21 protein-coding genes are annotated in these 23,124 nt (G+C 70.0%); all 21 read left to right on the forward strand.

All coding sequences use genetic code 11. The features are described 5' to 3' along the window. A partial coding sequence (locus AOJ26_RS25865) for a DALR anticodon-binding domain-containing protein (protein ID WP_256979450.1) occupies positions 1-488 on the forward strand: 488 nt, incomplete at its 5' end. A 22-nt stretch (positions 489-510) separates the two neighbouring features. Beyond that, the gene (gene lysA, locus AOJ26_RS25870; RefSeq protein ID WP_053850752.1) at positions 511-1,902 is read left to right on the forward strand and encodes a diaminopimelate decarboxylase; all 1,392 of its coding nucleotides are present in this window, start codon (positions 511-513) and stop codon (positions 1,900-1,902) included. A 142-nt stretch (positions 1,903-2,044) separates the two neighbouring features. Continuing rightward, positions 2,045-3,337, forward strand: coding sequence for a homoserine dehydrogenase (locus AOJ26_RS25875; protein ID WP_053850753.1), 1,293 nt, complete (start codon positions 2,045-2,047; stop codon positions 3,335-3,337). A gap of 6 nt (positions 3,338-3,343) precedes the next feature. Then, a complete protein-coding gene (gene thrC, locus AOJ26_RS25880; protein ID WP_053850754.1) occupies positions 3,344-4,402 on the forward strand; it encodes a threonine synthase in 1,059 nt (352 codons plus the stop codon). Between the two features lie 250 nt (positions 4,403-4,652). Further along, the gene (gene thrB, locus AOJ26_RS25885; RefSeq protein WP_053850755.1) at positions 4,653-5,582 is read left to right on the forward strand and encodes a homoserine kinase; all 930 of its coding nucleotides are present in this window, start codon (positions 4,653-4,655) and stop codon (positions 5,580-5,582) included. A gap of 408 nt (positions 5,583-5,990) precedes the next feature. Beyond that, positions 5,991-8,012: a transcription termination factor Rho gene (rho, locus tag AOJ26_RS25890; protein WP_053850756.1), complete on the forward strand. Its 2,022-nt coding sequence runs from the start codon at positions 5,991-5,993 to the stop codon at positions 8,010-8,012. A 135-nt stretch (positions 8,013-8,147) separates the two neighbouring features. After that, a complete protein-coding gene (locus tag AOJ26_RS25895) occupies positions 8,148-9,947 on the forward strand; it encodes a trypsin-like serine protease (RefSeq protein ID WP_053850757.1) in 1,800 nt (599 codons plus the stop codon). 206 nt (positions 9,948-10,153) lie between these two features. Continuing rightward, complete coding sequence (locus AOJ26_RS25900; protein ID WP_053850758.1) at positions 10,154-11,260, forward strand: LCP family protein; 1,107 nt, start codon at positions 10,154-10,156, stop codon at positions 11,258-11,260. Positions 11,261-11,410: 150 nt separating this feature from the next. Next, positions 11,411-11,629: a 50S ribosomal protein L31 gene (rpmE, locus tag AOJ26_RS25905; protein ID WP_007384712.1), complete on the forward strand. Its 219-nt coding sequence runs from the start codon at positions 11,411-11,413 to the stop codon at positions 11,627-11,629. A 104-nt stretch (positions 11,630-11,733) separates the two neighbouring features. After that, positions 11,734-12,810, forward strand: a complete 1,077-nt coding sequence (gene prfA, locus AOJ26_RS25910; RefSeq protein ID WP_037721439.1) for a peptide chain release factor 1 — start codon at positions 11,734-11,736, stop codon at positions 12,808-12,810. Positions 12,811-12,851: 41 nt separating this feature from the next. Beyond that, a complete protein-coding gene (prmC, locus tag AOJ26_RS25915) occupies positions 12,852-13,697 on the forward strand; it encodes a peptide chain release factor N(5)-glutamine methyltransferase (RefSeq protein ID WP_053850759.1) in 846 nt (281 codons plus the stop codon). 52 nt (positions 13,698-13,749) lie between these two features. Further along, positions 13,750-14,397, forward strand: coding sequence for an L-threonylcarbamoyladenylate synthase (locus tag AOJ26_RS25920; protein WP_020136571.1), 648 nt, complete (start codon positions 13,750-13,752; stop codon positions 14,395-14,397). Beyond that, positions 14,394-15,065, forward strand: coding sequence for a low molecular weight phosphatase family protein (locus AOJ26_RS25925; RefSeq protein ID WP_053850760.1), 672 nt, complete (start codon positions 14,394-14,396; stop codon positions 15,063-15,065). Before AOJ26_RS25920 ends, AOJ26_RS25925 begins: the two co-directional genes overlap by 4 nt. Before the next feature lie 154 nt (positions 15,066-15,219). Then, positions 15,220-16,461, forward strand: a complete 1,242-nt coding sequence (glyA, locus tag AOJ26_RS25930) for a serine hydroxymethyltransferase (RefSeq protein ID WP_053850761.1) — start codon at positions 15,220-15,222, stop codon at positions 16,459-16,461. Positions 16,462-16,590: 129 nt separating this feature from the next. Further along, the gene (locus AOJ26_RS25935) at positions 16,591-17,898 is read left to right on the forward strand and encodes an MraY family glycosyltransferase (protein ID WP_053850762.1); all 1,308 of its coding nucleotides are present in this window, start codon (positions 16,591-16,593) and stop codon (positions 17,896-17,898) included. Positions 17,899-18,205: 307 nt separating this feature from the next. Next, positions 18,206-18,637, forward strand: a complete 432-nt coding sequence (locus AOJ26_RS25940) for a hypothetical protein (protein WP_053850763.1) — start codon at positions 18,206-18,208, stop codon at positions 18,635-18,637. Between the two features lie 225 nt (positions 18,638-18,862). Then, the gene (atpB, locus tag AOJ26_RS25945) at positions 18,863-19,687 is read left to right on the forward strand and encodes a F0F1 ATP synthase subunit A (protein ID WP_053850764.1); all 825 of its coding nucleotides are present in this window, start codon (positions 18,863-18,865) and stop codon (positions 19,685-19,687) included. Positions 19,688-19,762: 75 nt separating this feature from the next. Further along, positions 19,763-19,993 (forward strand): ATP synthase subunit C, encoded by a 231-nt coding sequence (locus AOJ26_RS25950; RefSeq protein WP_031040683.1) that lies wholly within the window; start codon positions 19,763-19,765, stop codon positions 19,991-19,993. 42 nt (positions 19,994-20,035) lie between these two features. Then, positions 20,036-20,587: a F0F1 ATP synthase subunit B gene (locus tag AOJ26_RS25955; protein WP_179200221.1), complete on the forward strand. Its 552-nt coding sequence runs from the start codon at positions 20,036-20,038 to the stop codon at positions 20,585-20,587. Next, entirely contained in the window at positions 20,584-21,405 is an 822-nt protein-coding gene (locus AOJ26_RS25960) for a F0F1 ATP synthase subunit delta (RefSeq protein ID WP_053850765.1), read from the forward strand. Before AOJ26_RS25955 ends, AOJ26_RS25960 begins: the two co-directional genes overlap by 4 nt. A 125-nt stretch (positions 21,406-21,530) precedes the next feature. After that, on the forward strand, positions 21,531-23,120 hold the full coding sequence (gene atpA / locus AOJ26_RS25965; RefSeq protein WP_053850766.1) for a F0F1 ATP synthase subunit alpha: 1,590 nt from the start codon (positions 21,531-21,533) through the stop codon (positions 23,118-23,120). Positions 23,121-23,124 lie beyond the last annotated feature (4 nt).

Below are 23,124 nucleotides of genomic sequence, written 5' to 3' on the forward strand. Positions count from 1 at the left end.
GATGCGGGGCCGGCCGCTGGGCGCTGCTTCACCCCGCGCCCCACGACCGGCCCCGCATCACCGCCGAGCACCTGGCCCAGCGGGAGAGCAACCCTCTCTTCCGGGTCCGGTACGCCCACGCCCGCACCCGGGCCCTCACCCGCAACGCCGCCGACCTGGGCTTCCACGCCGAGCCCGGGGACGTGCACCCACCAGGCGCAGACAAGGCGGCCGCGGCCGTACCGGACCCGACCCGCCTCCGGAACGCCCTCGCCGACCACCCCCGCGTCCTGCGGGCCGCCGCCGCGCACCGCGCCCCCGACCGTCTGGCCCGGCACCTCGTCACCGTCGCCGATGCCGTGCTCCCCCTTCTCACCGTCGTCCTGCCGCGCGGTGCGGCGAAACCCTCGGCCGCCCACCGTGCCCGGCTCGCGCTCGCCGAAGCCGCCGGGGCGGTGCTGGCCGGCGGCCTGACCCTGCTCGGCATCGACGCCCCCGAACACCTCTGAGAACAGAGAGCCAGTCAAGAAGATGAGCCGTTCCGCACACCCCGCCGGGCCCCGTCACGCCGACGTCCTTCCCGAGGGCCACTACTCCGCCCCGCCCGCCGACCTCAACACCCTCGACCCCAAGGTGTGGGCCCAGACCGTCGGCCGCAACGCGGAAGGGGTCGCCACCGTCGGCGGTGTCGACGTGAAGACGCTCGCCGAACAGCACGGCACCCCCGCCTACATCCTCGACGAGGCCGACTTCCGGGCCCGGGCGCGGGCCTGGCGCACCGCCTTCGGGCATGACGCCGACGTCTTCTACGCCGGCAAGGCGTTCCTGTCCCGGGCCGTCGTGCGCTGGCTGCACGAGGAGGGGCTCAACCTCGACGTGTGCTCCGGGGGCGAGCTCGCCACCGCGCTCTCCGCCGGCATGCCCGCCGACCGCATCGCCTTCCACGGCAACAACAAGTCGACGGAGGAGATCCACCGCGCGATCACCGAAGGTGTCGGACGCATCGTCCTCGACTCCTTCCAGGAGATCGTCCGGGTCGCGCACATCGCCCAGAGCCTCGGGAAGCGGCAGCGGGTCCAGATCCGGATCACCGTCGGCGTCGAGGCGCACACCCACGAGTTCATCGCCACCGCCCACGAGGACCAGAAGTTCGGCATCCCGCTGGCGGGCGGGCAGGCTGCCGAGGCCGTGCGGCGCGCGTTGCAGCTCGACGGACTCGAACTCATCGGCATCCACTCCCACATCGGCTCGCAGATCTTCGACATGTCCGGCTTCGAGGTCGCCGCGCACCGCGTGGTCGGCCTGCTCAAGGACGTCCGTGACGAGCACGGCGTCGAGCTGCCCGAGATCGACCTCGGGGGCGGGCTCGGGATCGCCTACACCTCCGACGACGACCCGCGCGAACCGCACGAGATCGCCAAGGCCCTCACCGAGATCGTGACGCGGGAGTGCGAGGCCGCCAGGCTGCGGACCCCGCGCATCTCCGTCGAGCCCGGCCGCGCCATCGTCGGTCCGACCGCCTTCACGCTCTACGAGGTCGGCACCGTCAAGCCCCTCGACGGGCTGCGCACCTACGTCTCCGTCGACGGCGGGATGTCGGACAACATCCGCACCGCGCTGTACGACGCCGAGTACACCGTCGCCCTCGTGTCCCGCACCAGCGACGCCGAGCCCATGCTCGCGCGGGTCGTCGGCAAGCACTGCGAGAGCGGGGACATCGTGGTCAAGGACGCGTTCCTGCCGGCCGACCTGGCACCGGGTGACCTCATCGCCGTACCGGCGACGGGCGCCTACTGCCGGTCCATGGCGAGCAACTACAACCACGTGCTGCGCCCGCCGGTCGTCGCCGTCGGCGACGGGGAGTCCCGCGTCATCGTCCGCCGCGAGACCGAGGAGGACCTGCTGCGGCTCGACGTCGGCTGACCCAGGCCGGGGCTGGAAGATCTACGGTCTTCCGGCCCCGTGGAAATGAAATAGATGTCTCATCATCCGGACGAGGGGCAGAAACTCCCGTCCGGTGAGTGAGACTGGACCCACCGTAGACGGTATGAGGAAACGAGGTCGGATGATGCGTACGCGTCCGCTGAAGGTGGCGCTGCTGGGCTGTGGAGTGGTCGGCTCAGAGGTGGCGCGCATCATGACGACGCACGCCGACGACCTCGCCGCGCGGATCGGGGCCCCCGTGGAGCTCGCGGGCGTCGCGGTACGGCGTCCCTCCAAGGTCCGCGAGGGCATCCCGCAGGAGCTCGTCACCACCGACGCGACCGCCCTCGTCAAACGCGGCGACATCGACGTGGTCGTGGAGGTCATCGGCGGGATCGAGCCCGCGCGCTCCCTCATCACCACCGCCTTCGAGCACGGCGCCTCTGTCGTCTCCGCCAACAAGGCGCTCCTCGCCCAGGACGGCGCCGCCCTGCACGCGGCGGCCCTGAAGGCCGACAAGGACCTCTACTACGAGGCCGCCGTCGCCGGTGCCATCCCGCTGATCCGCCCGCTGCGCGAGTCCCTCGCCGGCGACAAGGTCAACCGGGTGCTCGGGATCGTCAACGGCACGACCAACTTCATCCTCGACAAGATGGACAGCACGGGCGCGGGATACCAGGAGGCCCTCGACGAGGCCACCGCCCTCGGGTACGCCGAGGCCGACCCGACCGCCGACGTCGAGGGGTTCGACGCCGCCGCCAAGGCCGCCATCCTCGCCGGGATCGCCTTCCACACGCGCGTGCGCCTCGACGACGTCTACCGCGAGGGCATGACCGAGGTCACCGCCGCCGACTTCGCCTCGGCGAAGGAGATGGGCTGCACCATCAAGCTGCTCGCCATCTGCGAGCGCGCCGAGGACGGCCGGTCCGTCACCGCGCGCGTGCACCCCGCGATGATCCCGCTCACCCACCCGCTCGCCTCCGTCCGCGGCGCGTACAACGCCGTGTTCGTCGAGTCCGACGCCTCCGGCCAGCTCATGTTCTACGGCCCGGGCGCGGGCGGCGCCCCCACCGCCTCCGCCGTCCTCGGCGACCTCGTCGCCGTCTGCCGCAACCGGCTCAGCGGCACGACCGGACCCGGTGAGTCCGCGTACGCCGCCCTGCCCGTCGAGGGCATGGGCGAGGTCGTCACGCGCTACCACATCAGCCTGGACGTGGCCGACAAACCGGGTGTTCTCGCCCAGGTCGCCACCGTGTTCGCCGAGCACGGGGTGTCCATCGATACCGTTCGGCAGCAGGGGAAGGACGGCGAGGCGTCCCTCGTCGTCGTCACGCACCGCGCGTCGGACGCCGCCCTGGGCGGGACCGTCGAGGCGTTGCGCAAGCTCGACACCGTGCGGGGTGTCGCCAGCATCATGCGGGTTGAAGGAGAGTAACCAGCAATGACCCACCAGTGGCGCGGAATCATCGAGGAGTACCGGGACCGGCTGCCCGTCTCCGACACCACGCCGGTCGTGACGCTCCGCGAGGGCGGCACGCCCCTCGTGCCCGCGCAGGTGCTCTCCGAGCGCACCGGGTGCGAGGTCCACCTCAAGGTGGAGGGCGCCAACCCCACCGGGTCCTTCAAGGACCGCGGCATGACCATGGCCATCACGCGGGCCAAGGAGGAGGGCGCGAAGGCGGTCATCTGCGCCTCCACCGGCAACACCTCGGCCAGCGCCGCCGCCTACGCCGTACGCGCGGGCATGGTCTCCGCCGTGCTCGTCCCGCAGGGCAAGATCGCGCTCGGCAAGATGGGCCAGGCCCTCGTGCACGGCGCGAAGATCCTCCAGGTCGACGGCAACTTCGACGACTGCCTCACCCTGGCCCGCTCGCTGAGCGACAACTACCCGGTGGCGCTGGTCAATTCGGTCAACCCGGTGCGTATCGAGGGGCAGAAGACGGCCGCGTTCGAGATCGTCGACATGCTCGGCGACGCGCCCGACATCCACGTGCTGCCGGTCGGCAACGCCGGCAACATCACGGCGTACTGGAAGGGCTACAAGGAGTACGCCGCCGACGGCGTGGCCGCCAGGACGCCCCGGATGTGGGGCTTCCAGGCCTCCGGCTCCGCGCCCATCGTGCGCGGCGAGGTCGTCAAGGACCCGTCGACCATCGCCACCGCGATCCGCATCGGCAACCCCGCCTCCTGGCAGTACGCGATCGCGGCGAAGGAGGAGTCCGGCGGGTTCATCGACGAGGTGACGGACCGTGAGATCCTGCGCGCCTACCGGCTGTTGGCCGCACAGGAGGGCGTCTTCGTGGAGCCCGCCTCCGCCGCCTCGGTGGCCGGTCTGCTGAAGGCGGCCGAGCAGGGCAAGGTCGACCCGGGCCAGAAGATCGTGTGCACGGTCACCGGCAACGGCCTCAAGGACCCCGACTGGGCCGTCGCGGGCGCCCCGCAGCCCGTCACCGTCCCGGTCGACGCGGCGACGGCGGCCGAGCGCCTCGGCCTCGCCTGAGACCCGTTCCGCGGCGCCTGAGCAGGGAATCCCCAGAAGGGGTGCACAGGGGGCTTACGACACGCATCGTGCGCCTCCTGTGCGCCCTATGTCGCCACAGAACCTTCCTTCGATAGGCTGTACCGAACCCGCCCGCTGCATATGCCCTCGCGTACAGCGGGGTGCCGTGTCGTCTCCGCGGCCCGCAGGGTCTTCGTACGTCATCGAATGTCATTCGACAATCACGCAGCTCAAGGAGAGTCATCGAGAGATGGCCGGTCCCGCCTTCCGCGCCGCCGCCGTCCGGGTGCGCGTCCCCGCCACCAGCGCCAACCTCGGCCCGGGCTTCGACGCCCTGGGCCTCTCGCTGGGGCTCTACGACGACGTCGTCGTCCGGGTGGCCGACTCAGGGCTGCACATCGACATCGCGGGGGAGGGCAGCGAGACGCTCCCGCGTGACGAGAAGCACCTCCTCGTACGCTCCCTGCGCACCGCGTTCGACCTGCTGGGCGGTCAGCCGCGCGGCCTGGAGATCGTCTGCGCCAACCGCATCCCGCACGGCCGCGGCCTCGGCTCCTCCTCGGCCGCCATCTGCGCCGGGATCGTCGCCGCCCGCGCCGTGACCATAGGCGGCGAGGCCCGGCTCGACGACACCGCGCTCCTGGAGCTGGCCACCGAGATCGAGGGCCACCCCGACAACGTGGCGGCCTGTCTGCTCGGCGGTTTCACGCTCTCCTGGATGGAGGCCGGCGCCGCCCGGGCGATCAGGATGGAGCCCGCCGATTCCATCGTTCCGGTGGTTTTCGTGCCCGGGAAGCCCGTCCTGACCGAGACCGCGCGCGGACTGCTCCCGCGCTCCGTGCCGCACGTCGACGCCGCCGCCAACGCCGGCCGTGCCGCGCTGCTCGTCGAGGCCCTCACCCGGCGCCCCGAGCTGCTGCTGCCGGCCACCGAGGACCGTCTGCACCAGGAGTACCGCGCTCCCGCCATGCCGGAGAGCGCCGCACTGGTGGAGCGGCTGCGGGCCGACGGAGTCCCGGCAGTCATCTCGGGGGCGGGGCCGACCGTGCTCGCGCTCGCCGACGCGGACAGCGCCGACAAGGTGGCTCACCTGGCGGGCGAGGGCTGGGCCGCCAACCGGCTGGAACTCGACGCCCAGGGGGCCTGTGTGCTCCCGCTCGCGGCGGCCAGTGACATCTGAGATCCGGCGTGTGCCGGATTTCGAGAGGGGGAATGTTTGTTGGATCCGGTAGTGTTAATCTCAAGTCTGCACCCGACCCCACCATGGCGAGGTGCTTCACGTCCCCGTCCGGGACAGACATTCTTCCGGGAGCCTCCCAAGCCGCACTGCGTTCCGTACGACGTACATGGGCAGTACCTCGTACGCGAGCACTGAGCGACTTGCCGGGCACGCTCCGGAACCGGTGTGACCAAGCCACGTGACACGGACACTCAGTGCCACGGCTCTCGGAAGCGCCGTCACCACATTCCTCCGCCGTTCAGGCGGACCACCGCCCCGGCACGGTCCACAAGGATGGGACCGACGTCGGACAGCACAAACGGTCGCCGAGCCAGACAGGCCGACGTCCGCTCCAGGGAAGGACCCTTCGTGAGCGACACCACCGATCTGATGGGCGCACGTGTCGAGGAGACCGCTGCCGCGCCCGCCACGGACGCCTCCGCGCCTGCCAGCGGTGCCGGCTCCCGGCGGCGCCGCGGTACCGGCCTCGACGGCATGGTGCTGGCCGAGCTGCAGCAGGTCGCATCCGGCCTCGGTATCAAGGGCACCGCGCGTATGCGCAAGAGCCAGTTGATCGAGGTCATCAAGGAGGCGCAGGCCGGGGGAGGTGCCGCGGCTCCCAAGGCCGCGTCCTCGGCCGCCGGCGACGCCGCCGAGACCAAGCCGAAGCGCCGCGCCACCTCCAAGGCCCGTACCGGCGAGGCCGCCGAGAAGAAGGCGGAGGCCAACAGCGAGGCCCCCGCCGACAAGGCCGTGGCCCAGCAGCAGATCGAGATCCCCGGCCAGCCGGCCGCCGAGCGCGGGGGCGACGACGCCCCCGCCGAGCGCCGTCGCCGCCGTGCCACCGCCGAGGCGGGCGCCCCCGCGGGCAGCCCCGAGACCGTCGTGGCCGAGGCGAAGAGCGAGCCCAAGGCCGAGACGCCCGCGCAGCAGCCGCAGGGCGACGCCGGTGACGGCGAGGGCCGTGGCCGCCGCGACCGCCGTGACCGCGGCCGTGACCGCGGTGAGCGTGGTGACCGCGGTGACCGTCGCAAGGGCGACGACCAGCAGGGGGGCGGCCGTCAGGACCGCCAGCAGCAGAACCAGCAGCAGGGCGGCGGCCGTCAGGACCGCCAGCAGCGCGACAACGGCCCGCAGGACGACGACGACTTCGAGGGCGGCCGCCGCGGCCGCCGGGGCCGTTACCGCGACCGCCGTGGCCGCCGTGGGCGTGACGAGATGGGCGGCCCCGAGCCGCAGATCAACGAGGACGACGTCCTGATCCCGGTCGCGGGCATCCTGGACATCCTCGACAACTACGCCTTCATCCGGACGTCGGGCTACCTGCCCGGGCCGAACGACGTGTACGTCTCCCTCGCCCAGGTCCGCAAGAACGGCCTGCGCAAGGGCGACCACATCACCGGCGCGGTCCGCCAGCCCAAGGAAGGCGAGCGGCGCGAGAAGTTCAACGCGCTGGTCCGCCTGGACTCCGTCAACGGCATGGCGCCCGAACACGGCCGCGGCCGCCCGGAGTTCAACAAGCTCACCCCGCTGTACCCGCAGGACCGCCTGCGCCTGGAGACCGACCCGGGCGTGCTCACCACCCGCATCATCGACCTCGTGTCGCCGATCGGTAAGGGCCAGCGCGGTCTGATCGTGGCCCCGCCGAAGACCGGCAAGACCATGATCATGCAGGCGATCGCCAACGCGATCACGCACAACAACCCCGAGTGCCACCTGATGGTCGTCCTGGTCGACGAGCGTCCGGAAGAGGTCACCGACATGCAGCGGTCGGTCAAGGGCGAGGTCATCTCCTCGACCTTCGACCGCCCCGCCGAGGACCACACCACGGTCGCCGAGCTCGCCATCGAGCGCGCCAAGCGGCTGGTGGAGCTGGGCCACGACGTCGTCGTCCTGCTCGACTCGATCACGCGTCTGGGCCGTGCGTACAACCTCGCCGCGCCCGCCTCCGGCCGCATCCTGTCCGGTGGTGTCGACTCGACCGCCCTGTACCCGCCGAAGCGCTTCTTCGGTGCGGCCCGCAACATCGAGGACGGCGGTTCGCTGACCATCCTCGCCACCGCCCTGGTGGACACCGGGTCCCGCATGGACGAGGTCATCTTCGAGGAGTTCAAGGGCACCGGCAACGCCGAGCTCAAGCTCGACCGCAAGCTCGCCGACAAGCGGATCTTCCCCGCGGTGGACGTCGACGCGTCCGGTACCCGTAAGGAAGAGATCCTGCTCGCCCCCGACGAGCTGGCCATCGTCTGGAAGCTGCGCCGGGTGCTGCACGCCCTCGACCAGCAGCAGGCCGTGGAGCTGCTCCTCGACAAGATGAAGCAGACGAAGTCGAACGCCGAGTTCCTGATGCAGATCCAGAAGACGACGCCGACGCCGGGCAACGGCGACTGACGTCAAGCGTTCGGAAAGAGGGCCGCCCCTGTTGCCAGGGGGCGGCCCTCTTTGGTTTACGATCACGCTCTTCGGTCGAATTTTCGATCTCTGAGCTTCTTCTGATCCCTTGGGGGGACTTGCATGGGCATACCCATGTCCGGAGGCGCCGGCCGGTACAGACGGCGCGCCTGGATCGCACTGCCCGTCGCCGTGGCCGCCGCGCTGCTGGCCACGTCGGCGAACGCCGCCACCGTGGTGCCCGAACCGCAGGCACCGGCCGCGCCCGCGGTGTCCACGCCGTCGCAGGCCGAGCTGAAGCGGCGCGTCGCCGAGGCGGCCGCGGTCGTGGACACCACCCGCACCGCGACCCGGACGCCGGCCAGCGGTGGCACGGTCGACTCCACCATCTCGCCGATGATCATCGGCGGCACGACGACCACCATCAGCTCCGCCCCCTGGATGGCCCAGCTCTGGTACGTCGACGACAAGGGCACCACGGACACCAGCGACGACACCGGCTTCTTCTGCGGCGGCGCGGTCGTCGCGCCGACGAAGATCCTCACCGCCGCGCACTGCGTCAAGGGCGCGAACTGGGCCAAGGGCGGCACCGTGGTGACCGGGGCCACCCAGCTGCTCTCCGAGGACGGCGACCTGCACGGCGGTACCGCCACGGCCGTGCTGCGGCAGTGGTACCACCCGTCGTACAACGAGGACACCATCGACAACGACATCGCGGTCCTGACCCTGGCGGCCCCCGTCAAGGCGACCCCGATCCGCATGACGACGTCCACGGACACCGCCTCCTACGACCCCGCCACGACCGGCGCCAAGACCGCCAAGGTCTACGGCTGGGGCCGCACCAGCTCCACCAGCGACGCCATCTCCGAGACGCTGAAGACGGCCACGCTGCCCATCAAGTCGGACACGACCTGCGCCGCGGCCTACGGCTCCTGGTTCATCAAGGGGCACATGACGTGCGCGGGCCCCGCCGCCAGCGGCAGCGACTCCGGTACGACCGCCATCTGCAGCGGTGACTCCGGCGGCCCCCTCGTCGTGAACGGGCGGATCGTCGGCGTCGTCTCCTGGAACGTGACGGACTGCGTCGCCAAGGGCGCCTACAGCGTCTTCACCAAGGTCAGCAAGTACGTCGGCGCCGCCTACCCGCGCGTCGACGACACCAACCTGAACTTCGACCACAAGGCCGACCTGTGGGTGCGCAACTCCTCCACCAAGGTCGGCTACGAGCTGGACTCCAAGGGCACGACCCTGGCCGCCCGGCAGTCCTGGGGCGACTGGAACGGCGTGAACCTCGTCCGGCAGACCGACCTCAACCGGGACGGCTTCCAGGACCTGATGTACCGCGTCTCCGCCACCGGTGACGTCTACTGGCTGCGGTTCGTCCCGTCCTCCACCGGAGGCGCCTGGGCCGCCCCGAAGAAGGTCTTCACCGACTGGCGGACCCGCACCCGGATCGTCACCCCCGGCGACGTGACCGGCGACTACAAGCCCGACCTGCTCTCGGTCGACTCCGCGGGCGTCCTGTGGATCTACCCGGGCAACGGCGACGGCAGCTTCGCGGCCCGGGTCAGGGTCGGCGGCGGCTGGAGCCAGTACAACTTCCTGCTGGGCCACGGCGACTTCACCGGTGACGGCAAGGCGGACGTGCTCGCCCGCAACAAGAGCACGGGCGACATCTACCTGTACAAGGGCACCGGCAAGTCCGGCACGGGCGTCTTCGCGGCCCGGGTGAAGGTGCGCAACTGGAGCAGCACGACGTACAACGCCTTCGACGCCGTCGGTGACATCACCGGCGACGGCAGGGCCGACCTCGTGGCCCGCACGCCCGGCGGCACGCTCTACCTGTACAAGGGCACCGGTAAGGCGACCAGCGAGATCTTCGCCACAAGGTCCAGCATGGGCACCGGTTTCCAGCAGTACGACATCTTTGGCTGAAACCGCTGGTGAACAGGGCTCGCCCTGATGCTTCCGTGACGGGCTGTGACCACCGCTGCACGTGGTGGTCACAGCCCGTTGTGCAACCCTTTCCCGAGTTTCGCCGTCTGACCAGGCAGAGCGAACATGGTGCGGTACGGGTCTTCCGTGACCACGTCTGACCCTGAAAACAGGGGGTAACCGACCGGACGAGATTCGAGGAGCACATGTCAGCCGAGAGCACGCCGATACCCGGAGAACCGGGTGGCGAGGGACGCCGCCGCAAACCCCGCAGCAAGGGGCGCAAGGGCCTGCTGATCACGGCGTGGGTCGCCGCGGGGATCCTCGTGCTGGGCGGCACCGGGGCCGGCTACGTGTACTTCAAGCTCAACGGCAACATCAAGAGCGTCGACATCGACCAGGTCCTCGGCAGCGCCCGGCCCGCGAAGGCCGACAACGGCTCCGAGAACATCCTCGTCCTGGGCTCGGACACCCGCTCCGGCTCCAACCGGGAGCTCGGCGGGGGCACCGACGACGGCAGCGCCCGCTCCGACACCGCGATGATCATCCACGTGTACGAGGGCCACAAGAAGGCCGCTGTGGTCTCCATCCCGCGCGACACCCTGATCGACCGCCCGGAGTGCACCGACACCGACGGCAAGGAGCACGACGCCGCGACGGACGTCATGTTCAACTCCGCCTACACGACCGGCGGAGCGGCCTGTGCTGTCAAGACCGTCGAGACCATGACCGACATCCGCATGGACCACTACCTGGAGGTCGACTTCAGCGGCTTCGAGAAGCTGGTCGACGAACTCGGCGGGGTCACGGTCACCACGACCAGGGACATCAAGGACACCGACAGCCACCTCGACCTCAAGGCCGGCACCCACGAGCTCACCGGCGCCCAGGCCCTCGGTCTCGTCCGCACCCGGCACGGCGTCGGCGACGGCTCCGACCTCGGCCGCATCCAGCTCCAGCAGGCCTTCATCAAGGCGCTGGTCAAGCAGGTCAAGAGCGTGGGCGTGCTGACCAGCCCCAAGAAGCTGTACGACCTCGCCGACACCGCCACCAAGGCCGTCACCACCGACTCCGACCTCGGCTCGGTGAACTCCCTGGTCTCCTTCGCGAGCGGCCTCAAGGGCATCAGCCCGTCGGACATGACCATGGTCACCCTGCCGGTCCGCTACGACCCGGCGAACCCCAACCGGGTCCTCGTCCAGGAGGCCAAGGCCCGGCAGATCTGGACGGCCCTGGAGCACGACCGGCCGATCCCGAGGTCGGCCACCGAAGACACGGCGACGGGCCAGGCCAAGGGCGTCGTGACCTCCTGAGGGAGGGGGCCGGAGCAGCCGGGAATAGACCGCGGCACCCCCTCGTTTTGGGGGATGCGGCCAGTGCTGGCAGACTGGTACGTCGGCCCCGGTTCACGCTCCCGCAGCCCGCGGTGGCGACCCGGTGCCCTCCCGGAACTAGGAGACACCTTGAAGCGCGACATCCACCCCGAGTACGTCGAGACGCAGGTTTCCTGCACCTGCGGCGCGTCGTTCACCACCCGCAGCACGATCTCCAGCGGCACCATCCGCGCCGAGGTCTGCTCCGAGTGCCACCCGTTCTACACGGGCAAGCAGAAGATCCTCGACACCGGTGGCCGTGTGGCCCGCTTCGAGGCCCGCTTCGGCAAGGCTGCTGCCAAGAAGTAGCGAGCCACCAGCGCCGGTCCACGCCGCACTCCTCGGAGTGCGCCGGGACCGGCGTTTTTGGTCGCCCGCCCACCCTCTTTCTTTACGCAGTTCAGGAGCCAAAGATGTTCGAGGCCGTCGAGGAACTCGTCGGTGAGCACGCCGACCTGGAGAAGAAGCTCGCCGACCCGTCGGTCCACTCCGACCAGGCCAACGCGCGCAAGCTGAACAAGCGCTACGCCGAGCTCACCCCGATCGTCGCCACGTACCGCTCCTGGAAGCAGACCGGCGACGACATCGAGACCGCGCGCGAACTGGGCGCCGACGACCCGGAGTTCGCCGCCGAGGTCAAGGAGCTGGAGAAGGCCCGCGACGAGCTGACGGAGAAGCTGCGCCTCCTCCTCGTCCCGCGCGACCCCAGCGACGACAAGGACGTCATCCTCGAGATCAAGGCGGGCGCGGGCGGCGACGAGTCCGCGCTGTTCGCCGGCGACCTGCTGCGCATGTACCTGCGCTACGCCGAGCGCGTCGGCTGGAAGACCGAGATCATCGACGCCACCGAGTCCGAGCTGGGCGGCTACAAGGACGTCCAGGTCGCCGTGAAGACCAAGGGCGGACAGGGCGCGACCGAGCCCGGACAGGGCGTGTGGGCCCGCCTGAAGTACGAGGGCGGTGTGCACCGGGTGCAGCGCGTCCCGGCGACGGAGTCCCAGGGCCGTATCCACACCTCCGCGGCCGGTGTGCTGGTCACGCCCGAGGCGGAGGAGGTCGACGTCGAGATCAACCCCAACGACCTGCGCATCGACGTCTACCGCTCCTCGGGGCCCGGCGGGCAGTCCGTCAACACGACCGACTCCGCCGTGCGCATCACGCACATTCCCACCGGAGTCGTCGCCTCCTGCCAGAACGAGAAGAGCCAGTTGCAGAACAAGGAGCAGGCCTTGCGTATCCTGCGCTCCAGGCTGCTCGCGGCGGCGCAGGAGGAGGCGGAGCGCAATGCCGCCGACGCCCGGCGCAGCCAGGTCCGCACCGTCGACCGCTCCGAGAAGATCCGCACGTACAACTTCCCGGAGAACCGCATCTCGGACCACCGTGTCGGCTTCAAGTCGTACAACCTGGACCAGGTCCTGGACGGCGACCTCGACGCGGTGATCCAGGCCTGTGTCGACGCGGACTCGGCAGCGAAGCTGGCAGCTGCCTGACAGGCACGTACGCACGACCGAGTACGACACGGAGGACTTGCGTGAACCTGCTGCTCGCAGAGGTGGCCCAGGCCACCCAGCGGCTGGCCGACGCCGGCGTGCCCTCGCCGCGCAACGACGCGGAGGAACTCGCCGCGTTCGTGCACGGCGTGAAGCGGGGCGAGCTGCACTCCGTGAAGGACGCGGACTTCGACGCCCGCTACTGGGAGGTCATCGCGCGCCGTGAGCAGCGCGAGCCGCTCCAGCACATCACCGGCCTCGCCTACTTCCGCTACCTCGAACTCCAGGTGGGGCCCGGCGTGTTCGTGCCCCGCCCGGAGACCGAGTCCGTGGTCGGGTGGGCCATAGACGCCGTCCGCGCGATGGACGTCGTCGAGCCGTGCATCGTCGACCTGTGCACCGGCTCCGGCGCCATCGCGCTCGCCCTCGCCCAGGAGGTGCCGCGCTCCCGCGTGCACGCCGTGGAGCTGTCCGAGGAAGCCCTGCGCTGGACCCGGAAGAACGTCGAGGGGTCCAGGGTCGACCTGCGGCAGGGCAACGCCCTGGACGCCTTCCCGGACCTCGACGGACATGTAGACCTGGTCATCTCCAACCCGCCCTACATCCCGCTCACCGAGTGGGAGTACGTCGCCCCCGAGGCGCGGGACTACGACCCCGAACTCGCCCTGTTCTCCGGCGAGGACGGCCTCGACCTCATCCGCGGTCTGGAACGGACCGCACACCGGCTCCTGCGCCCCGGCGGCGTGGTCGTCATCGAGCACGCCGACACCCAGGGCGGCCAGGTGCCGTGGATCTTCACCGAGGAGCGGGGCTGGGCCGACGCGGCCGACCACCCCGACCTCAACAACCGCCCCCGGTTCGCCACGGCCCGCAAGGCACTGCCGTGAGCACGCCCCGCACTTCCATCCCGCAGTACGTGTACGAGGAGGCCCGCTAGATATGGCACGGCGATACGACACCAACGACGCGACCGACCGCACGACCGGTCTGCGCGAAGCCGCGTCCGCCGTCCGCCGTGGCGAGCTCGTGGTCCTCCCGACCGACACGGTGTACGGCATCGGCGCCGACGCGTTCTCCTCCGAGGCCGTCCACGACCTCCTGGAGGCCAAGGGCCGGGGCCGCAACATGCCCACCCCCGTGCTGATCGGCTCTCCGAACACCCTCCACGGCCTCGTCACCGACTTCTCCGAGCTGGCCTGGGAGCTCGTCGACGCCTTCTGGCCGGGCGCGCTCACGCTCGTCGCCAAGCACCAGCCGTCCCTCCAGTGGGACCTGGGCGACACCCGGGGCACGGTGGCCGTCCGGATGCCCCTGCACCCGGTCGCCATCGAGCTGCTGACCGAGGTCGGCCCCATGGCGGTCTCCTCCGCCAACCTCACCGGCCACCCGTCGCCGGAGACCTGCGACGCGGCCCAGGACATGCTCGGCGACTCGGTCTCCGTCTACCTCGACGGCGGCCCGACCCCCGGCAACGTCCCCTCCTCCATCGTCGACGTCACCCGCGAGGTGCCCCTGCTGCTGCGCGCGGGCGCGATCTCCGCGGACGAGCTCAGGAAGGTCGTACCCGACCTCGAGGTGGCGAATTGACGGCCCCTGACGCGGGGCGTGGCATATGGGACGGGGAAGAGACGCGGACCTTCACAGGGCTCCCGCGTGACAGCTTCCGCATCCTCCACGTCAGCACCGGCAACGTCTGCCGCTCGCCGATCACCGAGCGGCTGACCCGGCATGCCCTGGCGGACCGGCTCGGCGACCCGCTGTGGGGCGGCCTGGTGGTGGAGAGCGCGGGGACCTGGGGCCACGAGGGCGCGCCCATGGAGGCCAACGCGGAGACCGTCCTCGCCGAGTTCGGCGCGGACCCCTCCGGCTTCACGGGGCGGGAGCTGCTGGACGAGCACGTGATCATGGCGGACCTGGTCCTGACCGCCACCCGCGACCACCGCCAGCAGGTCATCTCCATGGGCCACTCGGCGGGCCTGCGCACCTTCACCCTGAAGGAGTTCACCCGCCTGGTGAAGGCGATAGACCCGGCGACCCTGCCGCCCCTGGAGGACGGCCTGGTGGTCCGCGCACGCGCCCTGGTCCGCGCGGCGGCCGCTCTACGCGGGTGGCTCCTGGCCCCGACCGCCGAGGCCGACGAGGTCTTCGACCCGTACGGCGCCCCGCTGACCTTCTTCCGCTCGATCGGCGACGAGATACACGAGGCGCTGGATCCGGTCGTCACGGCACTGACGGGCGTTCCCGCGCGTACGTGACGCGGGGCGGCGCCCCGGGGGCGGGGCGCACGAGGGACCGGCCCCGGTCGTCACCGCGGTCACCGGTGTACCCGCAAGGACGTAACGACCGGGCACCCCACGGGCCCCGGGCCTACATTGGACGTACGTCACCGTCGACGCCCCGGAGTCCACCATGTCGGTCACCCATGCGCCCCAGACCGCCGACGTCCTCGCGCGGCAGGACCCCGAGCTGGCCGAGATCCTGCTCGGGGAGCTCGACCGGCAGTCGTCGACGCTCCAGCTCGTCGCCGCCGAGAACTTCTGCTCACCGGCCGTGCTGGCCGCGCTCGGCTCGCCGCTGGCCAACAAGTACGCGGAGGGCTACCCGGGCGCCCGTCACCACGGCGGCTGCGAGATCGTCGACGTGGCCGAACGGCTCGCCGTGGACCGCGCCAAGACCCTCTTCGGCGCCGAGCACGCCAACGTCCAGTCCCACTCCGGCTCTTCGGCGGTCCTGGCCGCCTACGCCACGCTGCTGCGCCCCGGCGACACCGTCCTCGCCCTCGGCCTGCCCTACGGCGGCCACCTCACCCACGGCTCGCCCGCCAACTTCTCAGGCCGCTGGTTCGACTTCGTCCCCTACGGCGTCGACGCCGAGACCGGGCTCATCGACCACGACCAGGTGCGCGCCCTCGCCCGCACCCACCGCCCCAAGGCGATCGTGTGCGGTTCCATCGCCTACCCCCGGCACATCGACTACGCCTTCTTCCGCGAGGTCGCCGACGAGGTGGGCGCGTACCTCATCGCCGACGCCGCCCACCCCATCGGGCTCGTCGCCGGGGGAGCGGCGCCCAGTCCGGTGCCGTACGCCGACGTCGTCTGCGCCACCACGCACAAGGTGCTGCGCGGCCCCCGCGGCGGAATGATCCTCTGCGGGAGCGAACTGGCCGAGCGGGTCGACCGGGCCGTCTTCCCGTTCACCCAGGGCGGCGCCCAGATGCACACCATCGCCGCGAAGGCGGTCGCGTTCGGCGAGGCGGCGACCTCGGCGTTCACCGCGTACGCCCGTCAGGTGGTCGCCAACGCGCGGGTCCTCGCGGCCGGACTGGCCGACGAGGGGTTCGCGGTCACCACCGGCGGCACCGACACCCACCTGGTGACGGCCGATCCGGCACCGCTCGGCGTCGAGGGGCGTACGGCCCGGGGTCGGCTCGCGGCCGCGGGGATGGTGCTCGACTGCTGTGCGCTGCCGCACGCGGACACCCGCGGACTGCGCCTCGGCACCGCCGCCGTCACCACCCAGGGCATGGCCGAGAAGGAGATGACGAGGATCGCCGCCCTGCTCGCGGGGGTGGTGCGCGGCGAGGTCGAGAGCGCCCGGGCACGTGAAGAAGTGCGGGACCTGGTCGGCGGATTTCCGCCGTATCCGGCCTGAGCGGGGGTATCCGCACCTGCGTGCACAGCCGCACGTGCAACCATCGGCTCTACCCGGAAGTCCACAACCATATGCGTGCGTCGCTAGGGTGTGGGGCTGAGATGGCCAGCGAGACCTGTGGGGAAGCCTGTGCGTGAATACCTGCTGACGCTCTGCATCACGGCCGCGGTGACGTATCTGCTGACAGGGCCGGTACGGAAGTTCGCGATCGTGGCCGGAGCGATGCCGGAGATCAGGGCCCGTGACGTGCACCGGGAACCGACTCCGCGGCTCGGCGGTATCGCCATGTTCTTCGGACTGTGCGCGGGCCTGCTGGTCGCCGACCACCTGACCAACCTCAGTGAGGTCTTCGAGAAGTCGAACGAACCGCGCGCGCTGCTCTCCGGGGCGGCCCTGATCTGGCTGATCGGCGTCCTGGACGACAAGTTCGAGATCGACGCCCTGATCAAGCTGGGCGGCCAGATGATCGCCGCGGGCGTGATGGTCATGCAGGGTCTGACGATCCTGTGGCTGCCCATCCCCAGCGTCGGCTCGGTCGCGCTGACCCAGTGGCAGGGCACCCTGCTGACGGTCGCGTTGGTCGTCATCACCATCAACGCGGTGAACTTCGTCGACGGCCTCGACGGTCTCGCGGCCGGCATGGTCTGCATCGCGGCGGCGGCGTTCTTCCTGTACGCCTACCGCATCTGGTACTCGTACGGCATCGAGGCGGCCGCCCCGGCCACGCTGTTCTCGGCGATCCTGATGGGCATGTGCCTGGGCTTCCTGCCGCACAACATGCACCCCGCGCGGATCTTCATGGGCGACTCCGGTTCGATGCTCATCGGCCTGGTGCTGGCGGCGGGCGCGATCTCCATCACCGGGCAGATCGACCCGGACGCCCTCAAGCTGTTCGCCGGCTCCGAGAAGGCGGCCGTGCACCAGACGGTGCCCGTCTACATCCCGCTGCTGCTGCCGCTGACCATCATCGCGGTGCCGGCCGCCGACCTGATCTCGGCGATCGTGCGGCGCACCTGGCGCGGTCAGTCGCCGTTCGCCGCCGACCGCGGGCATCTGCACCACCGGCTCCTGGAGATCGGGCACTCGCACAGCCGGGCGGTGTGGATCATGTACTTCTGGTCGGCGCTGATCGCGTTCGGCTCGCTCGCCTACTCGGTGAACTCCGCGTCCATGTGGATCGTGCTCGGCGTCGTGTTCCTCAGCGCGATCGGGCTGGTGCTGCTCCTGCTGCCGCGCTTCACCCCGCGCGTCCCGATGTGGGCCCAGCACATCGTGCCGCCGCGCTACCGCCGCCGGCGGCGTGCCGTGGCCGCGGAGCCCGCCGAGCCGGAGCAGCGCGCTCCGGTGGCCGTGGGAGTGGCGGGTGTCAACGGCGCGACCGCGCTGGGCGCTCGTTCCCACGTCCCGGAGAGGCGTAAGGCCGAGACCACGCGCTGACGCCCAAGGTAAGAATCTGACTAAAGCATTGCCAACGCGTGGGATTTCATCGGGGTGACAAATCGCCCTCATACCAGACAACTCGACCGCGTTCTTGCACAGACGCGCAGCTTCACTCTCATGTGTGACAGCAGGCACACCTTCTAGGTAAAGACCGCATCAAATAGTTTGTGATACGGTTCACGAGAACCCGGGACAGAGCCGAAGGACCGTAGTGCGACGGCCCCTTGGCGTGAGGGTCACTCTCAGCCCGGGACTACGCTCGTCCATGACGACACACCCCCCCTTTGAAAGCGGAGTTGCCGCCATGCCGTCCAACGACGTCCGGATCCTGGCTCAGGCCGCCGTGCCCACGGCTGCCGTCGGCGCTGTCGCCGCCGTCGTCAGCGGTGTGGTCGCCGGTGGCAAGGGCGCGGTCGGGGCGGGAGTGGCGACGCTGGTCGTGATCCTCTTCATGGGCATCGGCCTCTACGTCCTGCAGCGCACTGCCAAATCGCTTCCGCACCTCTTCCAGGCGATGGGCCTGATGCTCTACACGGCTCAGATCCTGCTGCTGTTCGTCTTCGTCGCGGTGTTCAAGAACACCACGCTGTTCCACCCCAAGGCTTTCGCTCTCACGCTCGTCGTCGGCACCCTCACCTGGATCGCCGCACAGACACGCGCCCACATGAAGTCCAAGATCCTCTACGTCGAACCCGATTCGGGCTCCAAGCCCGAAAAAACGGGGCACTCGTCGTGAGAGGTAGGGCCGGGATAAATGCGACTGAGAGACCCTGCTATCGTCCGGTGCCAACTGCGGCATCGCGGGCGCGGGCATCCGAGCTGACGCCTGCTCGAACGCGAGGCTCGATGCCCCCCGGCCGCCCCCACATCCGTTCCACCAGTCCCGTGCCGAACTGCGGCCTACCGCCGCGCCGACACAACGAGGTTGCCGTACCTATGCGCCACGACGAAGGAGCCCGCGGTGAGTGCTGACCCGACGCAGACGCTCGCTTTCGACACGAGCTGTCACCTGTTCGACGGGTGTGGCTTCCCGGCTCCGGGCCTGCACTCGTTCATGTTCGAGCCCCTGTGGGGCGACGCGGACGGCAACGGCCTCTACTTCAACAAGCCGATGCTGCTGGCCCTGCTCGGCTCGGTCATCATCGTGGGCTTCTTCTGGGCCGCCTTCGCCCGTCCGAAGGTCGTCCCCGGCAAGCTCCAGATGATCGCCGAGGCCGGCTACGACTTCGTCCGCCGCGGCGTCGTTTACGAGACGATCGGCAAGAAGGAGGGCGAGAAGTACGTACCGCTCGCCGTCTCGCTGTTCTTCTTCATCTGGATGCTCAACCTGTGGTCGATCATCCCGGTGGCCTCCTTCCCGGTGACGTCGATCATCGCCTACCCGGCAGTGCTGGCCGCGATCGTCTACATCACCTGGGTCTCGCTGACCTTCAAGCGGCACGGCTTCGTCGGTTTCTTCAAGAACGTGACGGGCTACGACAAGTCGCTCGGCGCCGTGCTCCCGCTGGCCATGGTCATCGAGTTCTTCTCGAACCTGCTGGTGCGCCCGTTCACGCACGCCGTGCGACTCTTCGCGAACATGTTCGCCGGCCACACCCTGCTGCTGCTCTTCACGATCGCCAGCTGGTACATGCTGAACGGCATCGGCATCGCCTACTCCGGCGTCTCGTTCGTGATGGTCATCGTGATGACGGCCTTCGAGCTCTTCATCCAGGCGGTCCAGGCGTACGTTTTCGTCCTCCTGACCTGCACCTACATCCAGGGCGCGCTCGCCGAGCACCACTGAGCACCGTCCCGCCACACCCCAGAGACATCCGGTGGCCAACCCCCACCGGTCACTGAAAGAGAAGGAAGAACCGGCATGTCCGCTCTCCAGACCCTCGCTGCGGTCGAAGGCAACCTCGGCTCCATCGGTTACGGCCTCGCCGCGATCGGCCCGGGCGTCGGCGTCGGCATCATCTTCGGCAACGGCACCCAGGCCCTCGCCCGCCAGCCCGAGGCGGCCGGCCTCATCCGCGGTAACCAGATCCTCGGCTTCGCGTTCTGTGAGGCGCTGGCCCTCATCGGCCTCGTCATGCCGTTCGTCTACTAAGACGAACCACGACGACAGCCCCATTCGACGAAAGGCACTGATGTGAACCACGCACTGGTTCAGCTTGCGGCCGAGGCGGAGAAGGAGAATCCCCTCATTCCGCCGTGGCCGGAGCTCGTCATCGGCCTGATCGCCTTCGTCATCGTCTTCGGCTTCCTCGCCAAGAAGCTCCTCCCGACCATCAACAAGGTTCTGGAAGAGCGTCGCGAGGCCATCGAGGGCGGTATCGAGAAGGCCGAGGCCGCGCAGACCGAGGCCCAGAGCGTCCTTGAGCAGTACAAGGCACAGCTCGCCGAGGCCCGCCACGAGGCCGCGCGCCTGCGCCAGGAGGCTCAGGAGCAGGGCGCCACGCTCATCGCCGAGATGCGCGCGGAAGGCCAGCGGCAGCGCGAGGAGATCGTCGCCGCCGGTCACGCGCAGATCGAGGCCGACCGCAAGGCCGCCGCGTCCGCGCTGCGCCAGGACGTCGGCAAGCTCGCCACCGAACTGGCCGGCAAGCTCGTCGGCGAGTCCCTCGAGGACCACGCCCGGCAGAGCCGCGTGATCGACCGCTTCCTCGACGACCTCGAGGAGACGGCCGAGGCGGCCCGATGACGGCGCACGGAGCGAGCCGCGAGGCCCTGGCAGCCGCACGCGAGCGTCTCGATGCGCTGACGGACAACACGTCCGTGGACGCCGGCTCGCTCGCCGACGAGCTGGCCTCCGTCACCGCGCTGCTGGACCGCGAGGTGTCGCTGCGTCGGGTCCTGACCGACCCGGCGCAGGCCGGCGAGGCCAAGGCCGAACTGGCCCAGCGCCTGATCGGCACGCAGGTCGGCGGCGCCGCCGCGGACCTGGTGGCCGGCATGGTGCGCTCCCGCTGGTCGCAGTCGCGCGACCTGGTGGACGCGCTGGAGGAGCTGGCGAGCATCGCCGACCTCACCGCCGCCCAGCGGCGGGGCAAGCTCGACAACGTCGAGGACGAGCTGTTCCGGTTCGGCCGGATCGTCTCCTCGAACACCGAGCTGCGCGCCGCGCTGACGAACCGCGCCGCGACGGCGTCGGCCAAGGGCGAGCTGCTGCGCAGCCTGCTCGGCGGCCGTGCCGATGCGACGACCGAGCGTCTGGTGACGCGCCTCGTGGCCGCGCCCCGGGGACGTAGCCTGGAAGCGGGACTGGAGTTCCTGTCCAAGCTCGCCGCCGAGCGCCGGGACCGCATGGTGGCCGTGGTCACCTCGGCGGTTCCGCTGAGCGACCAGCAGAAACTGCGTCTGGGCGGTGCCCTGGCGAAGCTCTACGGCCGTCAGATGCACCTCAACCTCGACGTGGACCCCGAGGTCCTCGGCGGGATCCGGGTGCAGGTCGGCGACGAGGTCATCAACGGCTCCGTCGCGGACCGCATCGAGGACGCCGGCCGCCGCCTGGCGGGCTAGCAGCAACTTCATAGCAGTACGTACGGACGACGGCCCTGGTTGGGCCGTACATGAAGAATCCTGGGGGTCGCCCCCAGACCCCCAAAGTGAAACTTCGGGCCCAACAAGGAGAGCAGGGAACCCAGATGGCGGAGCTCACGATCCGGCCGGAGGAGATCCGGGACGCGCTGGAGAACTTCGTCCAGTCGTACAAGCCGGACGCGGCCTCGCGCGAGGAGGTCGGTACGGTCACCCTTGCCGGCGACGGCATCGCGAAGATCGAGGGTCTGCCCTCGGCCATGGCCAACGAACTGCTGAAGTTCGAGGACGGCACCCTCGGCCTCGCGCTCAACCTGGAAGAGCGCGAGATCGGCGCCATCGTCCTCGGCGAGTTCAGCGGTATCGAGGAGGGTCAGCCGGTCTCCCGTACCGGTGAGGTCCTCTCCGTGGCCGTCGGCGAGGGCTACCTCGGTCGTGTCGTCGACCCGCTCGGCAACCCGATCGACGGCCTCGGCGAGATCGAGACCAGTGGTCGTCGCGCGCTTGAGCTGCAGGCTCCGGGCGTCATGGCCCGTAAGTCGGTGCACGAGCCGATGGAGACCGGCTACAAGGCCGTCGACGCGATGACCCCGATCGGCCGTGGCCAGCGTCAGCTGATCATCGGTGACCGTCAGACCGGCAAGACCGCCCTGGCCGTCGACACGATCATCAACCAGCGTGACAACTGGCGCTCCGGCGACCCGAAGAAGCAGGTCCGCTGCGTCTACGTCGCCATCGGCCAGAAGGGCTCGACCATCGCCTCCGTGCGTGGCGCCCTCGAAGAGGCCGGCGCGCTGGAGTACACGACCATCGTCGCCGCTCCGGCGTCCGACCCGGCCGGCTTCAAGTACCTGGCGCCGTACACCGGTTCGGCCATCGGCCAGCAGTGGATGTACGAGGGCAAGCACGTCCTCATCATCTTCGACGACCTCTCGAAGCAGGCCGACGCCTACCGCGCCGTGTCCCTGCTGCTGCGCCGCCCGCCGGGCCGTGAGGCCTACCCGGGTGACGTCTTCTACCTGCACTCCCGTCTGCTGGAGCGCTGCGCCAAGCTCTCCGACGAGATGGGCGCGGGCTCGATGACCGGTCTGCCGATCGTCGAGACCAAGGCCAACGACGTCTCGGCGTTCATCCCGACCAACGTCATCTCCATCACCGACGGACAGTGCTTCCTGGAGTCGGACCTGTTCAACGCCGGTCAGCGCCCCGCGCTGAACGTCGGTATCTCCGTCTCCCGAGTCGGTGGTTCCGCGCAGCACAAGGCGATGAAGCAGGTCTCCGGTCGTCTGCGCGTGGACCTCGCCCAGTTCCGTGAGCTGGAGGCGTTCGCCGCCTTCGGTTCCGACCTGGACGCCGCGTCGAAGGCGCAGCTGGAGCGCGGCCAGCGCATGGTCGAGCTGCTGAAGCAGGCCCAGTACCAGCCGATGGCGACCGAGGACCAGGTCGTCTCCGTCTGGGCCGGCACCACCGGCAAGATGGACGACGTGCCGGTCAACGACATCCGCCGCTTCGAGAAGGAGCTGCTGGAGTACCTGCACCGCAAGGAGCAGGGCCTCATGACCTCCATCAAGGAGGGCGGCAAGATGTCGGACGACACCCTCACCGCTGTTGCCGACGCGATCGCCGACTTCAAGAAGCAGTTCGAGACCTCGGACGGCAAGCTTCTCGGCGAGGACGCCCCGGCCGCGGCCAAGTGACGTA

Source organism: Streptomyces sp. NRRL B-24085, assembly GCF_001282115.1.
Lineage (GTDB): Bacteria > Actinomycetota > Actinomycetes > Streptomycetales > Streptomycetaceae > Streptomyces.

What these genes read in the sequence shown, in the direction of transcription:
- lysA (WP_053850752.1), top strand. Translation starts at nt 511, where the DNA reads ATGAGCCGTTCCGCACACCCCGCCGGGCCCCGTCACGCCGACGTCCTT.
- AOJ26_RS25875 (WP_053850753.1), top strand. Translation starts at nt 2,045, where the DNA reads ATGATGCGTACGCGTCCGCTGAAGGTGGCGCTGCTGGGCTGTGGAGTG.
- thrC (WP_053850754.1), top strand. Translation starts at nt 3,344, where the DNA reads ATGACCCACCAGTGGCGCGGAATCATCGAGGAGTACCGGGACCGGCTG.
- thrB (WP_053850755.1), top strand. Translation starts at nt 4,653, where the DNA reads ATGGCCGGTCCCGCCTTCCGCGCCGCCGCCGTCCGGGTGCGCGTCCCC.
- AOJ26_RS25895 (WP_053850757.1), top strand. Translation starts at nt 8,148, where the DNA reads ATGTCCGGAGGCGCCGGCCGGTACAGACGGCGCGCCTGGATCGCACTG.
- AOJ26_RS25900 (WP_053850758.1), top strand. Translation starts at nt 10,154, where the DNA reads ATGTCAGCCGAGAGCACGCCGATACCCGGAGAACCGGGTGGCGAGGGA.
- prfA (WP_037721439.1), top strand. Translation starts at nt 11,734, where the DNA reads ATGTTCGAGGCCGTCGAGGAACTCGTCGGTGAGCACGCCGACCTGGAG.
- AOJ26_RS25920 (WP_020136571.1), top strand. Translation starts at nt 13,750, where the DNA reads ATGGCACGGCGATACGACACCAACGACGCGACCGACCGCACGACCGGT.
- glyA (WP_053850761.1), top strand. Translation starts at nt 15,220, where the DNA reads ATGTCGGTCACCCATGCGCCCCAGACCGCCGACGTCCTCGCGCGGCAG.
- AOJ26_RS25940 (WP_053850763.1), top strand. Translation starts at nt 18,206, where the DNA reads ATGCCGTCCAACGACGTCCGGATCCTGGCTCAGGCCGCCGTGCCCACG.
- AOJ26_RS25950 (WP_031040683.1), top strand. Translation starts at nt 19,763, where the DNA reads ATGTCCGCTCTCCAGACCCTCGCTGCGGTCGAAGGCAACCTCGGCTCC.
- AOJ26_RS25960 (WP_053850765.1), top strand. Translation starts at nt 20,584, where the DNA reads ATGACGGCGCACGGAGCGAGCCGCGAGGCCCTGGCAGCCGCACGCGAG.
- atpA (WP_053850766.1), top strand. Translation starts at nt 21,531, where the DNA reads ATGGCGGAGCTCACGATCCGGCCGGAGGAGATCCGGGACGCGCTGGAG.